Below are 15,599 nucleotides of genomic sequence, written 5' to 3'. Positions count from 1 at the left end.
TCGATCTAAAAAATCCATTTTTCTCACGAAAGTTTGATCAGCACCATGCCGGAGAGGATAAACAGCACGCCAGTCCAGCCCTTTCGATTTAACCGCTGATTAAATAACACACCACCGGCGATAATGGTTGCGATGATGCCAAATCCTCCCCACACCGCATAAGCTACGGAAAGCTCAATCCCTTTCACCGCTTGCGCAAGTGAAGCAAATGCGCATAGCACCGCGGCAAGTGACAAAAGGCCATATTTTCTTTTTCTGAAACCATCCGAATATTTCAGCCAAATGTTAGCGACAACTTCAAGCAACACGGCAACAATTAACCAGCCCGCATGGATCCATTCAAATTGTTGCATCACTCACTCCTTTTTTAAGCTTGGTTCCTGATTTAATCAACGCAATGCCGATAATCAACAGGGTCAGACCGGCGACTTTCATTAAGGTCAGTGATTCATCAAATAATCGCACGCTCAATGCCGTAATAATCACAATGCCGATCCCTTCCCATAGCGCATAGGCAACCCCGAGGGCGACCTTCTTTACGGAAAAGGATAACAACACATAGGATGTGGCAATCATCACTAACATAAAAATAAAACCAATGTTGTTATCATTGACGCTTGACCACTTCATCGAAAGCGTGCCAATAACCTCTGTTGCGATTGCAAGACCTAAATAAACCCAGTAAATAATCATATTTTATATTGGGACGTAAACTCCCCTCCTGATAATTGAGTTGATTTTGATTTATGCTGCCGTTTGACAGGCAGAATGCTATTGAACTATCAATAAAGTTTCGGGTTAAATATCACCGCCACGCTACCGCAATAGGTATCAGGCGCGTTTTTTAGCATGTTGCCCACGTCCCGTTTGTCTACATTGAAATCAATGCTTCCTTTGACTCCTCTGGCAAACGTATCGGTGTAAAAAATATTTTTGCTGGTATCAAATCCGGTATACAGTTCCTGGCGAACCATCGTAGTACCTGATTGAACGTCTGTAATATTGACGGGCAACGTTAAGAAGGTTTTCACGGGAACCAGCTCCCCCGTTTTGTCGCTGCTTATGGCACACCCTGTTCCGCTTTCATACTCACAGGTCAGATAGACGGTGAAATTGCCTGAACTTGAAAGATTGAAACTGCTCTTACCCGTCAATTGAGGTGTAATCCGCGTAACAACCCATCTCTCACAGGCCGGTCGACCGAGCTGATACCATAGCAACCTTGATTCCCTTCTGGTACGCGCCACAGCCATGCGACTTGCGTAGACCCCACTATCCAGCCAGCACTTTGGTTAGTGCACCCAACCTTAGGGAATAATGAAAACGCCTGGTCTCCGCCTCCCCATTCAGAAATTTTGGAGTTGTTATTCGCCGTGTAATTTCCGCTAAAGGCTTCTATGCGAAATTTTACGGTTTGTTTATCGGAATTCTGTGAAACCCGCTTAGCAAGAGGTTTCGTCGATGGGGTGCATTCTCACGGAAAAATCCTAGGCAGGCCATATATATCGAAAATTATCGCTTCTATAGATTAATACTCTGCATATGAAAAATAAATTATATCTTCATACCGATAAATGAGATTGGCGTTTCAAAAGAGGGGAATATTTAGGCGATAAAAAGGCTTTATTCGCAATACAAAAAGAGGCAGATTTCCCCCAAATTCTAAGAGTCTGAGAATAAAAGCGACCGTTAAAAGCGATTAAACGTTTAGAGAAGGGGTTAGGGTGAGTATCTCAGGTGGGGCGTCGGAGAAGGCCTTTTGGGCGTAGCCATCGTCTGCGGGTTCACCCAGCGGATTTGGGCAATTGGCAATGAAATAACTAATGATCATCACCCCTACAAAAAGCAGTGCGGTTGTCTTATTCATACTGAAATTACTCAATACCATGGTGAAAGGTGTTGCGATCCCCCAGCGCCTGATGACAGGGTCGGTAGATGAAACCGTTAATAAGTTGGCGTCAGCGTTAGCCAATTCATTTAAAGAGGGTTTTCTCTCGTAATTCGCGAATATCCTGGCAGGTATAACAGGTCACTGCGCTGGGGATAATTCGACGCCGTTCATCTGAAATAGTCTCTCCGCAATCCTGACAACTTTCCTGACCTGTTTGTGTCAGCATTATCCGGATTGAGATAATTTCGTTACGCTGCGCCAGCGTAATGCATTTTTCAGCCTCATCAGCTAAGTCGGCCACAGGAGCCCCCCTCGTTAGTCTTATTTGAACGTTTGCCCTATTATCGGGTTGGTCGGGGATATGCGGCAACTCATGCTGTTATGAAGTATCTTAAGTCGGTTTCAGCCTGTTTACCCTACTGTCTTATCAGTTCTGATTACCATTAAACCATTGATACCTCAGCCGCTTAAGATGCATGAGAAAAGCCTGAGGAAAAAGTGAAGCGGCATCATTAGTGGCGCTTAAAATTCTGTGATACTTTGATTTTTTACTGAAATTTCAACCAGGTTGGGTCGATAAACTATGGGCATTAAAACCATTCAGCTTGAGGGTAACGTGGTGTATTCCCCGATCACGCACTCTCTTTATAAGGCCGGAGACAGTGAGAATCAGGTTGCTTTAGCCATTCCTGCCAGCCTGTGCCTGTTAAGTTTGCTGCAGCATAAAGGCGAGATTGTTTCTCATAGCGATCTGCTTTCCTTCGCCTGGGAGGCAAGGGGAATGATGGTTTCTCCGAATACGGTTTATCAGAACATGTCGATACTGCGTAAGGCGCTGGAATCGATGGGTGTTTCCAGTGAGATGATAAGAACGGTGCCCAAGCGGGGATTTATGATACCGGCCGGTTTTCCGGTTGAGTTTATTTATGAGAATGAAGATAACACCCCACTCAGCCAGGCTGAAGAGGAGATAATCCCGGCGCCCTCCCCGGTCCTTCCATCAGCTTTAGAAGATCCCCCTTCAATCCCGGACACCTCAGTCCCTGCAGCGCCCGCTGCCGGTAAAACCAATCGCAGGCTTCAGGCTGTTTTATTCGGCATCGCCTGTTGTATGGCGTTTTTGATTACCACGGCTGCGACGCGTTATCTGGGCAACGATACTATCCCTGCCTATATTGCGCCGGACTTTTCACCGTTGGGCAACGTTAAAGACTGCCAGGTGTTCAGGAATTACTCGTCAAGAGACGACGCATTCTTCACCAAATTCATTGCCGATAAGAATGTCGAATGCGGAACGCAGAAATGGTGGTACATCACTAATTACCCACCGTCTGAAGAGGTGTCGATATTACGTTGTTCAAAAGAACTTACCGCGTCAGGCAGCGATAAAACTCCGCTCTGCACCTCCGACTTCTATAGCGAAAACGGTCAACAACAATGAAGAAAATTAACCTACGCACCGTCCTGATGTCGGTGGTGATCCTGCTGTTTGGCTTTGCCGGTTATTCGCTGGGTAAAGAGCAGGTCCGTGCAAACGATGTCTTCTTCTGCACCGCTAATTTCAATACCCATTCAGGCGATGAAATGCTCAGCCTGTCGATTAACTACAACCTGAACCATGGCGATGGCTATATCACCATGAACGGGACTTACTTTAAGGATGGGGTCAAAAAATCTGACATCGATCTGAAAAAGGAGTTTCTTTACACGCAACAGGATGGCGAGTTTACCTTTACGGAAAAACCCAACGGCGTAATGGAAGTGAATGACGGCGATCAGCAGGTGCTGCGAAAATTCCTCTCTGACTTTTACTTCAGCAGGAATGTCGGGACGCATCACGTCAGAATAAAGCAGATCCGGCCGGGCGTGTGGATTTTCACCACCACCCCGACGCCTTATATGATTTGTTCGGAATACTAACTTTTGCCCGCCCGGCCACTCTTTGTTTTGGCCCCCTCGCCATCACATCCGGCTCCATGAACACCAACAAAAAAATGCCCGCCGATCGGTTAACGCGATTGGCGGGCATTCCCTACAGCAGTTTTATTAATCAGGCTGAATATTCAGTCTTTCGATGCCAGAACAAAACGGTAAACCAGACCACCGATAACACCGCCGATAATTGGCATTAACCAGAACATCCACAGCTGGTCCATTGCCCAGGTGCCCTGGAATATCGCCACTGCGGTACTGCGCGCCGGGTTGACCGAGGTGTTGGTGACCGGAATGCTGATTAAGTGTATCAGCGTCAGCGACAGACCGATGGCAATCGGCGCGAATCCGGCCGGCGCACGCTTGTCGGTTGCACCGTGGATCACAATCAGGAAGATTGCGGTCAGCACGCCTTCACACACCATCGCCGCCATCAGGCTGTAACCACCCGGTGAATGCTCGCCGTAACCGTTAGACGCAAAACCGCTGGCGGTGGCATCAAAACCGGCATGGCCACTGGCAATCACATACAACACGGCGGCGCCAGCGATCCCACCCAGAACCTGCGCAAGGATATACGGCACCACGTCGCGGGCGGCGACACGGCCACCGGCGAACAGGCCCAGCGTCACCGCCGGGTTAAAGTGCCCGCCAGAAATATGGCCGACCGCAAAGGCCATCACCAATACCGTCAGGCCAAACGCCAGCGCCACACCGGCAAAGCCGATGCCTAATCCCGGAAAACCGGCGGCAAAAATGGCGCTACCACAACCGCCAAACACCAATACAAATGTACCGATAAACTCTGCGGATAATTTCTTAAACATACCGTCACCTGAAACGTTAAGTGGAGTGTAATGCGCAAAGACATTTGAGGATCTTTGCACATCGGGAATTAATGAAGGGAATGAGACGTCATAGTGAGAATAAAATCATCCGAATGGTTTGAATAAATTAACGTCACTTTTCTTAGGGGCAGTTTACGGGCTGAGTTATTCTGTTCAACTCATAAAGTTATCATTTGGCCGGCAGGAAATAGGAAGCCAGTCAGCCTGACGCATTACAAAGCAGTTACACCGCTAATCACATGATATAATTCGATTTATTTTACACACAAAAATGCCTCACCCGCAAAGATGAACAGCGTTTATAACGATCTGAAGTGAAACATGAGAGTTTTATGAGATGTATTTTCAGGCGAGGATGGATATTGCCTGATGAATTGACTCTTCACCAGACAATAACCCCGGCAGCAGGCGTTAGAATATTCGCCCTGCTGCCGCTTACGACATTATGTCTCTGTCGTGTCCTCACCCGCTAATAGCGAAACCGGTGAGGGTCACTGCCGCGAGCTAATTACACCATCACTGCCGGGTGCTGTAATAAGTGGTCAGCCAGCGTATAAGGTGAGTCGTTAACCAGCGTACTTTCGACCGGGATATGGCTGGCGGAACTGGCCGTGGTGTCCGTGGCCACGCTGGCCGTCACGGGCGATGAACTCGCCGTTGCCCCATCATCCTGAGCAACGGTTGGCGCGTAAAACGCCAGTAAATGATCCATATTCAGCGCGGTTTCGTGGGACGCCACGGTGACATTTTCACTGGCCGTGGCCTGGTTGCCGGCGCTGTCATGTGCCGTCACCTTGATGACATAGTCGCCGTCATCCAGCGGCGCCAGCTGTCCGGCAAGAATCGTCAGCGCCCATTTGCCATCGGCTTTAACCGCCGCGCTGTAGCTTTGATCGCCGAGAGTTAAGGTCACCGTACTGCCCGCATCGAGATGGGTTGAACTGCCCTGCAACAGATGCCAGGTATTGACATCATCCGCACCGATAACGTGATCCGCAAACGCGGTATCCAGCGTCAGCGTCGGTAAATTGTGCGTTGCGACGTCAAAAAAGTCGCTCAGGGTTTGGCTATCGCTGTTGCCATACTGATCCGAGCGATGGGCACTGGCGGTCACCGGCCCTTCCGCCAGCGCCAGCAGATCGGCGCTCGGTAAGGTGATCATCCCGCCGCTGTCCGGCTGGTAGGTTTTGCCGTTGATGTCCAGCGAGGTCACGCCTTCAATATAGAAGCTCAAATCCTGCTGTGCTTCCTGATAGTTCAGGATCATGTCACCGCCGATATCCATCTCGTAATAAACCGGCGTCAGCTGGGTGACCACATTCAGCTCTTGCGCCATATCGGTATAGTTATTGGCCCCGTCATGATACCAGGCGTGGATCTCACCATTTTTAATAAATCCGGCCACGTCGGCCGCGGCGATCAGCACCTGCCAGTGTCCCTGAGCATCAATGGTTGCGGCATGCTCGTGACCATCGCTACCTTTCAGGATCAGCGACTGACCCAACGCCACGGCAGACAGTGAGCCGCTCAACAGCAGATCGTGTTGGCTCTCCGCCAGGTTGATCACATTGTCATCCGTGACCTTGTCGAAGTGGATTTCTGGCACGCTGGTCATATGGGTGATTAACGTCAGATCGTGGCTGACGGTGCTGGTTTTGCCATTCGCATCAACCGCGGTCAGGGTCAGACTGTGCAGGCCATCCTGCATTGCCAGCAATTGCTCGGTGGTAAAGTGGCCGGTCCAGCTGCCGTCAGCATTGACTAAAGCGGTGACGGTCGCGGCGCCCAGCGTCAGGGTAACTTTGTTGTGGTTGGCCATATGCGTTGAGGTGCCGCTGATGTCCACGCCATAAATGCTTTCGGCGACGTTGATGGCGTTATCGCCGCTGATGGCGTCCACCGTCAGGGTCGGCTTGATGGTCTTATCAACATACAGGCCAAAATCCACGTTGGTATCGGTGTGGTTGCCGGCTTTATCGGTGATGGTCAGCTTCAGGCTGTAGTTGCCGTCGGACAAGCCTTTCAGCACTTCTGGCGGCATCGAGGCGTTCCAGTAACCCCACTTATTGACGGTACTGGTCCAGCTTTGATCGTTAAAGCTCAGGGTGACGGTCGAACCGGCCTCGCCTTCGGCCCGGCCACGCAGATGAATACGGTGGCTGGCTTCCCAGGCGGCAATCACGCCATCGCTGGCGACCGGTTCATAAGGGCGCAACGGTGCAGGCGCCTCGGTATCTACCGTGCTGACCGCCAGGGTATTGATGCTGGGCGCACTCAGGCTGCTGGCCATTTCCGGCGTGAGGGTGGGTACCGTCAGGCGGCTGGATGATGCAGGTTCCGTGGTTTCGGCGGCAGCATAGTTGCTGACCGCATTCTGGAAAACAGACTCCAGACGCAGAGCACGGTAGTCAACGCGTTGGGACATAGGTCACCTCGTTCAGAATTTTGGCGCGCAAGCCATCGCGACACCTGAAGGTGCGGGATGGCGGATGGTTTGTGCGAGCCATGCGAGACGGCCCGTTTCCTCTGGCAGGAACGGGTTACCTTAACGGGTAACAATTTTGCAATAACAAATCCCCTTTTCATTATGAAAAGAGGAATAAACAGCAAATGATTTTTTTAATCTTGTGCCCTTCGCGGTGGGTCACCGTTTAAGCTGCCCTCACCCTAATCCTTCATTTGATTTATAGATAGTGGCCAAATTCTGAATACTAATCTGCGTATTGATTTAGCTTATGATTATTTCTACCTGTTTATTCTTCACCAACCCCTTTACAGTTTGAATACCGACAGCGCGGTCACGGCTGCCTATTTTTCAACCGTCACCGACTCGCCAGCCAAATCACTTTCACATTTAATATCAGTCGATTAATCAATGGCATGGCGTTTGCTAAAACCGTTTAACGCGAATTAATTATAAGGGATCAGCATGTCGCAAATTGATGCAGCCTGGGGTGCAGGCCCAACGCCTGATTATGAGCAACTGGCGGAACGTTTCAGGCCACTCTTTACCAGAATTCGCGACGGCGCGATTGCACGGGAAATAAACCGTGAATTACCTTTCGAACAGATTCAGTGGTTAAAAGAGAGTGGTTTCACGGCATTACGCGTACCGCAAGAATATGGCGGCAGCGGTATTTCCCTACCTGAGCTGTTTAATTTGTTAATTGAGCTCGGCGAAGCTGATTCAAATCTGGTCCAGTCGATACGCGGTCATTTGGGGTTTGTCGAAAATGTGCTGAACAGTGATAACCCCCGACGGCGCGAAACCTGGTTACCGCGACTGGGCCGCGGCGATATCGTCGGCCCGGCCTGGAGCGAAGCCGGTGACGTGCAGCAGTCGGCGTTTTCAACGCGGCTGGAACAGATCGGCAAGCAGTGGCGCATAGATGGCAAAAAGTTCTACACCACCGGCTCGCTCTACTCGGACTGGATTGACGTCGGCATCAGTGATGAGACGGGGAAAACGCTGGCGATCACCGTTTCACGCTCGGCACCCGGCGTGACGGTGGTTGATGACTGGAATGGGTTTGGTCAGCGGCTTACCGCCAGCGGCACCTCGGTGTTTAATAACGTGGTGGTGGAGGAAAGCGATATCTACGACGAGGATAAATTCAAATACTCCCCGGCATTTTATCAGCTGGTTCACCTCGCAACCCTCGCGGGGCTTGGCCGCCAGCTTAGCCGTGAAGTGGCTGAAAACGTGGCCGCCCGCAAACGCACCTACAGCAATGGCAACGCCGCCCGCGCCGCGCAGGATCCGCAGATCCTGGCGGTGGTCGGCAAACTGCGCGGTGCGGCCTATACCAGCGGCGCGATTGTGCTGAAAACGGCCGAGGCGCTGCAGCGGGCCTTCGACAGTCGCTTTGCCGGCGATGAACCGGCGGAAGTGCAGGCCAACGCCATCGCTGAGATCGAGGTGTCGCAGTCGCTGAATGTGGTGACCGATCTGCTGCTTAACGCGGCCACCATTTTATTCGATGCGTTAGGCGCATCCGCCACCCTGAATCCGCTGTCGTTAGATCGGTTCTGGCGCAATGCGCGCACCCTCTCCTCCCACAATCCCCGCATCTATAAAGACCGTATCGTCGGCGATTTTGCGGTGAACGGCACCTTGCCGCCGCCGCAGTGGCGTATTGGTGTTGCCTCTTAGCCGGGTTAAATCACCAATGGCGGATGGCGATCGCCTCCTGTCCGGGTTCAATCACCCGTGGCAGATTGCGATCGCCTCACCAACGAATACAAGCACCAGATACTGCTGAGCCTGTATAGCGCTCAGCAGCCGGTTCTGTTAATCCAGCCTCAGCGTTCTCTGTGGATGCGTCGCCGGTAGCTGGCTCTCTTTGCCGAAGAGTTTTTCGCGCAGGGTGCCAGGCCGGTATTCTTTGCGCGCCAGTCCGCGCTTTTGCAGCACCGGCACCACATGCTCAACCCATTCATCCCACCAGCCCAGCGTGGTGACCGGCACCACGTTAAAGCCGTCGACACCCGCGTCCGCATACTGCTGCACCTTATCGGCGATTTGTTCCGGCGTGCCGGCAAAACGTCCTGGCAGTAACGCATGTTGCAGCAGGTATTCGCGCCAGGTCAGCACGCGGCCCTGACCGTAATCCGCATCAACCGCAATGCGGAATTTGGAACGCATATGCTGGCTGAACTGCTCCTGACGGCTGAGCTCGGTCAGCGGCGTATCGGGATCGATACTGGATAAATCGATCCCCGAACCGCCGCTGTAAAAGCCCTGTAAGGCATTGATATCGATATTATCGAACAGATGCTGCTGCTTGCGTTTGGCCTCTTCCTCGGTCGAGCCGATTACCGTTGACAGCGACACCAGCTTTTTCAAATCTTCCGCCTGGCGGCCATAGTTAATCAGCTCGCGATTCAGAATAGCGATATCTTTGCGCGCGGTCTCCGAGGTTTGTGACGGCAGGAACGTCACCTCGGCATTGCGCGCCGCAAAACGCCGGCCCGCGTCGGAATTACCGGCCTGGAAGAACACCGGGCTGCGCTGAGGCGAAGGCTCGACAATGTGCGGCCCCTCGACGCGATAGCGTTTGCCGACGTGGTTAATCTTGTGGATTTTATCCGGATCGAAGAAGCGGTTGGTGGCCGGATCGTGTAGCACCGCGCCATTCTCCCAGGAGAGTTCCCACAGCTTATAGGCGACATCGAGGTATTCCTGCGCCCATTCATAGCGTTCATCGTGCGGCACGATGTCATTGAAGCCGTAGTTGCGGAAACCGTTCGATAAATAGGAGGTGACAATATTCCAGCCGATACGCCCGCGGGTGAATTCATCCAGCGAGGAGATCTGGCGGGCAAATGAAAACGGATGGGCCTGAATCACGTTACTGGTGACCACAATCCCCAGATGCTCGGTCACCAGCCCCAGCGCAGACACAATGGTGATCGGGTCCGGCTCGGGAAACTGCGTGCCTGCCCGGATGGTGGTTTTACCGTCGCCAAAGTCGGCATCATACACCCCCACCACATCGGCGATAAACAGCGTATCAAAGCGCCCTTTTTCCAGCGTTTTGACGGTTTTGACGTATTCATCCAGCTGGTTATAGCCGTACTGGACCTGGCCTTCGGTGGTGCGCCAGTAACCATGGCTGTGGTGGTTCGGCGTCAGGTGCAAAAAACCGTTATAAATCAGTTCGCGTGACATTATGACTCCCGTTTTAGTGGTGGGCGAATTCCGCCGCCTGCAGCCGTGGCAACGAGGCGAGTAACTTTTGCGTATAAGGATGGCGCGGACGATAGAAGATCTCGCTGGCGGTGCCCTGTTCCACCGCGACGCCGTTTTGCATCACCAGCACCCGGTCGCTCATATGGTGGATCACCCCGAGGTCGTGGGAGATAAACAGGTAGCTCACGCCCAGCTGCTGCTGTAAATCGCTCAGCAGATCGAGGATCTGCGCCTGAATGGTCACATCCAGCGCCGACACCGCTTCGTCGAGCACAATCACCTGCGGTTGGGTGGCAATGGCCCGTGCAATGGCCACGCGCTGGCGCTGGCCACCCGATAACCGAGCCGGCTTTTGCGCCATATGTTCTGGCCCCAGCCCCACCGACGCCAGCAGGCTTAACGCCCGTTGCGTCGCGGTCTGTCCGGGGATCGCCGGCCCGAGGGCAATGGCATCGAGCAGAATCTGTGACACCCGCCAGCGCGGATCAAAAGAGGAAAGCGGATCCTGATAGACCACCGAAATATGGCGGCGAATTGCCCGCTGTTCCCGCGCTGAAGCATGGCTCCAGGGCTGGCCGCGAAACAGGATCTCACCGCTGTCCGGCTGCACTAACGCCAGCGCAATCCGCGACAGGGTGGTTTTGCCCGAGCCGGATTCCCCCACAATGCCGAGCGTTTCGCCGCGCCCGAGGGTAAAGGAGACGTCCGACACCGCGCGGTGTCCCTTAAAGCCTTTGACGATATTCCGCGCGTCCAGCAGCCATTCTGCCGACGCGTTGGCCGCCGTTGCCGGTTGCGCGACCGCGACCACCCCGTCGCCCGCAGACAGCCGCTGCCCTTTGGTGTGTTCGCTGGGTATGGCGTTGATCAGGCCCTGGGTATAGGCATGCTGCGGGCGTTGCAGGACCTGTTCGACCGTGCCCGATTCCACCAGCGTGCCGCCCTGCATCACCAGAATGTGGTCGGCAATTTTCGCCACCACCGCCAGGTCATGGCTGATCAGAATGATGCTGGTGCCGCGGTCCAGCATCTGCCTCAGCACCTCCAGCACCTGCGCCTGAACCGTGACGTCCAGCGCGGTGGTCGGCTCATCAGCAATCAACACGTCGGGATGCAGCGCAATTGCCGAGGCGATCAGCGCGCGTTGACGCAGGCCGCCAGAAAGTTCATCCGGCCGCTGGCTGGCGCGGAAGGCCGGTTCAGGCACGCCAACCTCTTCGAGCAGCGCCTCGACCTTTTGCTGGCGGGTCGTCCGGTTTCCCCAACCGTGTAGCGAAAGCGCTTCAGCAATCTCTTTGCCTACCGGCCGCAGCGGATCCAGTGACACCAGCGCGTCCTGCAGGATGAATCCTACCCTGACCCCGCGCACCTGCTGCCACCAACCGTCACTGCGATCGAGCAGCGTCTCGCCATCAAGCGTGAGGGTCCCGGCCTGCACCTGCAGCTGTTCCCCGGCCAGCCCCACCAGCGATCGGGCGGTGACGCTTTTGCCCGATCCGGACTCGCCGACCAGCGCCACGCACTGACCCCGTTGCAGGGCGAAACTGACATCCTTCACAATGTGCCGACGCGGGCTGCCTTCGCCCGTTGTCCAGACATTGAGTCCCCGGACATCAATGATGGTGTCGGTGACGCCGCGCGGGATGGCCTGACTTTCGTTTTGCTTGCTCATCAGCGCGATTCTCCTTCTGCCCGCTGTTGCAGGTAACGGCCAATTTGGGTGAAGGAGAGCGCCACCAGTACGATGGCGATCCCCGGCAGCACTTCCAGCCACCAGGCCACGGTGACGTTGATTTTTCCGGCTTCCAGTAACGCGCCCCACTCCGGCGACGGCGGCACCACGCCGAGTCCAAGGAAAGATAACCCGGATGCCCAGACCACCGACTGACCGATGCCCAGCGCCACCAGCGACACCAGCGGGCGAAAGGCATTTGGCGCGATATGCTGTAAAAACAGCCGGTGCCAGGGATGCCCCAACGCCCGCGCGGCCTCGACGTAACCGGACTGCCGCACCTTAAGCGCCTGGGCACGCACCAGCCGTGCATAGCCCGGCGCGGTGCCAATCCCCACCGAAATCAGCAGGCTGCTGGCGGAAGGACCCAGCAGCGCCACAAACAGCAACGCCAGTAACAGCGTGGGAAACGCCAGCAGAATTTCCAGCAGGCGGTTAACCGGCCCGGCAATCCAGCGCGGTGCCAGCGCGGCGCTGAACCCGAGAACGATCGCGCCCACCAGCGCAATGGCCATCGCTCCCAGCCCGATCGCCAGCGACTGACGCGTGCCCCAGATGATGCGGCTGTAGAGATCGCGGCCAATATCATCGGTGCCCAGCCAGTGGGCGAATGACGGGGCTTGCAGCGCATTAAGCAAATCGGTGCTGAACGGGTCATGGGTCGCCAACAGTGACGGCGCCACGGCGGCGACGATAAACAACAGCGCAACCAGCAGCGACAGTGCGGTGGAAAGCGGTATCACCGTCAGGGCGCGCCGCAAGCGCTGACGCGGGACGTGCCCGGCCTTCGCCTCTGAAAAATCGGAAATATGGCTGGTCATCAGTGGCCTCGCAGTCGCGGATCGACGATCAGATAGATCAGGTCGACCGCCAGATTAATAACGATATAGAGAAAGCTGATCAGGATGACGATCCCCGATACCAGCGCGAAATCCTTATTGCTGACCGCATTGACCAGCACGTTGCCGAGGCCGGGACGGGCAAACACCGCCTCCACCAGCACCGCGCCGGAGAGTAAATTGCCGATCGCCCAACCGCTGAGGGTAATCGCCGGGATCAGCGCATGGCGCAGGACGTGATGCAGTTTGACCTTGCGCAGACTCATGCCGCGCGCTCGCGCAGAGAGTACAAAGGGCTCCTGCATGTTGCGCTCAAACTCTCCCCGCAGGGCGTGGCCAAGAAATCCGGCCAGCGGGATGGCGAGGGTAATCGCCGGCAGTAAGGTGCCGTACAGGCTGTCGCCTCCCACCACCGGGAACCAGCGCAGATCGATGGCAAATACAATCAGCAGCAGGATGCCAATCCAGTACTGCGGCAGCCCGGCCATTATCGTCTCCACCGCCGAACCCAATGCCCCCAGTCTGGCGCTGCGCCCCGCCGTCAGCAGCGTCCAGGGAATGGCAATCACCCACGCCAGCAGCAGCGCGGCAATCGCCAGGGTAAAGGTGGGAATCAGCTGCTCGGCAATCACATGCACCACCGGCCGCTGTAGCTCGAACGAAAAGCCAAAATCGCCGTGCAGCAGACGCCAGAAGTAGCTCAGGTACTGTTCGGGAATCGGTTTATCGAATCCATACAGCGCGTTGATCGGCGCAAGCTCCGCCGGGGTGCGTTCAATCACCTGCCCTGATGTGATGTTCAGCAAAATCGTGGCGCGGTCGCCGGGCAGAATCGATAGCACGACAAAGGTCACGGTGATCGTGCCCCACAGCACAAACAGTGCCGAGCCAATCCTCAGCGAAATGCGGCGCCACAGACTGCGGTGTTTAACCGAAGTGTCGCCCGATCCCTGGCTGGCGGTCGGTTGATTCCCGGATGAAATAAGATCGGTCATGGCTTCTCCTGCACGAAGTAGGCGTCGTTGAAATTCAGTAAGCCATTGCCGCTGTCCTGCCAGATGCCCCGGACGTTATTGGCTATCGCGACGTTGTAAGTGAAGTTGTATCCCCCGATGGCAATCGCCTGATCGTCAAACCACTTTTGCAACACATCGAATTTCTGGCGACGAAGGGCAGGATCGGGTTCGCGTTGTGCGTCGAGGATCTGTGACTCAACCTGCGGGTTATTGAAGAAACTGGTGTTATTGCCGTTGAACGCGCCGGCAAGCGTCGCGTTATAGACGATGTCGAGAATGTTCGGTGACGGCCAGACCCAGTAACCAAAGCTGATTTCCTTATCCGCCGGTCGCGACTTCGCGCCCGCAAAGCCTTCGGTTTGCGTCAGCGGGATCAGCACCAGTTTGATACCGACCTGCTTAACCTGATCCTGCACCGCCTGCAGCATCAGCGCGCCTTCCTGATCGATAATCGCCTGAATAAAGGGCAGTCTGGCAACCAGCGACTCGCCGTCCTTTACCCGATAGCCTTCGGCATCGCGTCCGGTCCAGCCAGCCTGATCCAGCAGCGCATTGGCTTTGGCAACATTGAGGGAATAACGATTGTCGACGTTGAGATACAGCGGCGTGCTTTTACTCAGGGATCCGTTGCCTTCATACGGCACCGCACCCTTGAACACCGTTTTGACAATCTGCTGGCGATCCAGCGCATAGGCAAAGGCCTGACGTACCCGCCGATCGGTAAAGGGGCCGCGCTGAACGTTGAACGAAAAGGCCTGTGGCCGGCCGGTGGCCACGTAAGACAGGGTTTGATAGTCCCGCTGCAGCGCGTGCCACTGCGTGGAAGGTGGCTGGTAGATCACGTCTGCGCCGCCGCTGACCAGCGCACCCCAGCGGGTGGTGGCGTCCGGCACAAATTTCCATTCCAGATGCTTTATATAGGCCGGGCCATTGTGCCGGGCGTTTGGCGGTGCCCAGTGATAATCATCGTTGCGGACAAAGCTGATGCCTTCCCCTCTGACCCATTTTTCCACTTTCCATGGGCCTGTCCCGACCGGTTTCAGGCATTTTTGCTCACTGCTGTTATGCGCAATGGAATCCGGTGACTGGAAACCATAATGCCCATTCGCCAGCACGTTATAAATTTCGGGATTGGGCTCAGATAAATGTAGCTCAACGGTATAATCATCGACTTTAGTTAAGCCGGTCATATAGGTAAAACCGTGCCAGCCAATACCTTTAGTCCACGCGGAATAATTAGCGACCACCGCATCGGCATTAAATTTATCGCCATCGGTAAATTTAACGTCTTTGCGTAAATGAAAGGTAATGGTTTTGCGATCCGCTGATTCCGTCCAGTCGGTTGCCAGCCAGGGACGTATTTTCCCGTGATCAAAACTGACCAGATAATCGAAAACCTGCCGCGACAGATAGGCCTGTTGCACCCATCCACCCCACAGGCACGGCGGCTCCTGTTCGTGCAGGTAAACCAGCGTGCCGCCGTCCTGATTATGCCCTGCCACCGGCGCCGGCCCTGGATCCGCCAGAGCGACAGGCTGCCCCACCAGCAGCAGTATCGCCGCTGTCGCCAGCGGTAATAAGGTTTTATTTATGCGTAAACTGCTCATCGCGTCATTCTTTCCCCTGATAATGCCGAATATTCGCTGGAC

At 54.7% G+C, this 15,599-nt stretch carries 14 protein-coding genes; 3 read left to right on the top strand and 11 right to left on the bottom strand.

Annotated elements, in window-relative coordinates; genetic code table 11:
• Positions 1–23: 23 nt before the first annotated feature.
• The 4 genes from mdtI to E2F51_RS16175 form a co-directional block, all read right to left on the bottom strand.
• Positions 24–353: a multidrug/spermidine efflux SMR transporter subunit MdtI gene (gene mdtI / locus E2F51_RS16190; RefSeq protein ID WP_134823952.1), complete on the bottom strand. Its 330-nt coding sequence runs from the start codon at positions 351–353 to the stop codon at positions 24–26.
• On the bottom strand, positions 340–693 hold the full coding sequence (gene mdtJ / locus E2F51_RS16185) for a multidrug/spermidine efflux SMR transporter subunit MdtJ (protein WP_245174122.1): 354 nt from the start codon (positions 691–693) through the stop codon (positions 340–342). Before mdtJ ends, mdtI begins: the two co-directional genes overlap by 14 nt.
• An 89-nt stretch (positions 694–782) precedes the next feature.
• On the bottom strand, positions 783–1,253 hold the full coding sequence (locus tag E2F51_RS16180; protein ID WP_134823951.1) for a hypothetical protein: 471 nt from the start codon (positions 1,251–1,253) through the stop codon (positions 783–785).
• Positions 1,254–1,973: 720 nt separating this feature from the next.
• Positions 1,974–2,192, bottom strand: coding sequence for a TraR/DksA C4-type zinc finger protein (locus E2F51_RS16175; RefSeq protein WP_134823950.1), 219 nt, complete (start codon positions 2,190–2,192; stop codon positions 1,974–1,976).
• Positions 2,193–2,474: 282 nt separating this feature from the next.
• Here E2F51_RS16175 and E2F51_RS16170 point away from each other — a divergent pair, with 282 nt between their 5' ends.
• The gene (locus tag E2F51_RS16170) at positions 2,475–3,332 is read left to right on the top strand and encodes a winged helix-turn-helix domain-containing protein (RefSeq protein ID WP_134823949.1); all 858 of its coding nucleotides are present in this window, start codon (positions 2,475–2,477) and stop codon (positions 3,330–3,332) included.
• On the top strand, positions 3,329–3,811 hold the full coding sequence (locus E2F51_RS16165; protein WP_013201797.1) for a hypothetical protein: 483 nt from the start codon (positions 3,329–3,331) through the stop codon (positions 3,809–3,811). The genes E2F51_RS16170 and E2F51_RS16165 overlap by 4 nt, the downstream gene beginning before the upstream one ends.
• A 143-nt stretch (positions 3,812–3,954) precedes the next feature.
• Here the strand turns inward: E2F51_RS16165 and aqpZ are convergent, their stop codons facing one another.
• The gene (gene aqpZ / locus E2F51_RS16160) at positions 3,955–4,650 is read right to left on the bottom strand and encodes an aquaporin Z (protein ID WP_134823948.1); all 696 of its coding nucleotides are present in this window, start codon (positions 4,648–4,650) and stop codon (positions 3,955–3,957) included.
• Positions 4,651–5,179: 529 nt separating this feature from the next.
• Complete coding sequence (locus E2F51_RS16155) at positions 5,180–7,096, bottom strand: Ig-like domain-containing protein (protein WP_134823947.1); 1,917 nt, start codon at positions 7,094–7,096, stop codon at positions 5,180–5,182.
• Positions 7,097–7,600: 504 nt separating this feature from the next.
• Here E2F51_RS16155 and E2F51_RS16150 point away from each other — a divergent pair.
• The gene (locus E2F51_RS16150) at positions 7,601–8,824 is read left to right on the top strand and encodes an acyl-CoA dehydrogenase family protein (RefSeq protein WP_134823946.1); all 1,224 of its coding nucleotides are present in this window, start codon (positions 7,601–7,603) and stop codon (positions 8,822–8,824) included.
• A gap of 138 nt (positions 8,825–8,962) precedes the next feature.
• Here E2F51_RS16150 and E2F51_RS16145 read toward each other — a convergent pair whose 3' ends face one another.
• From E2F51_RS16145 to E2F51_RS16125, 5 genes are read right to left on the bottom strand one after another with little or no spacing between them, the layout of a single operon-like run.
• On the bottom strand, positions 8,963–10,342 hold the full coding sequence (locus E2F51_RS16145) for an NtaA/DmoA family FMN-dependent monooxygenase (RefSeq protein WP_134823945.1): 1,380 nt from the start codon (positions 10,340–10,342) through the stop codon (positions 8,963–8,965).
• Between the two features lie 13 nt (positions 10,343–10,355).
• The gene (locus tag E2F51_RS16140; RefSeq protein WP_134823944.1) at positions 10,356–12,035 is read right to left on the bottom strand and encodes an ABC transporter ATP-binding protein; all 1,680 of its coding nucleotides are present in this window, start codon (positions 12,033–12,035) and stop codon (positions 10,356–10,358) included.
• Entirely contained in the window at positions 12,035–12,916 is an 882-nt protein-coding gene (locus E2F51_RS16135) for an ABC transporter permease (RefSeq protein ID WP_134823943.1), read from the bottom strand. The genes E2F51_RS16140 and E2F51_RS16135 overlap by 1 nt, the downstream gene beginning before the upstream one ends.
• Complete coding sequence (locus E2F51_RS16130; RefSeq protein ID WP_134823942.1) at positions 12,916–13,929, bottom strand: ABC transporter permease; 1,014 nt, start codon at positions 13,927–13,929, stop codon at positions 12,916–12,918. The genes E2F51_RS16135 and E2F51_RS16130 overlap by 1 nt, the downstream gene beginning before the upstream one ends.
• Positions 13,926–15,557 (bottom strand): ABC transporter substrate-binding protein, encoded by a 1,632-nt coding sequence (locus E2F51_RS16125; protein ID WP_134823941.1) that lies wholly within the window; start codon positions 15,555–15,557, stop codon positions 13,926–13,928. Before E2F51_RS16125 ends, E2F51_RS16130 begins: the two co-directional genes overlap by 4 nt.
• Positions 15,558–15,599 lie beyond the last annotated feature (42 nt).

Origin of the sequence: Erwinia sp. QL-Z3 (genome assembly GCF_004551645.1) — a bacterium.
GTDB classification, from domain to species: Bacteria; Pseudomonadota; Gammaproteobacteria; order Enterobacterales; family Enterobacteriaceae; genus Erwinia; species Erwinia billingiae.
The sequence above is the reverse complement of the archived record's forward strand: the minus strand, read 5'-3'. Positions and strand labels throughout refer to the sequence as shown.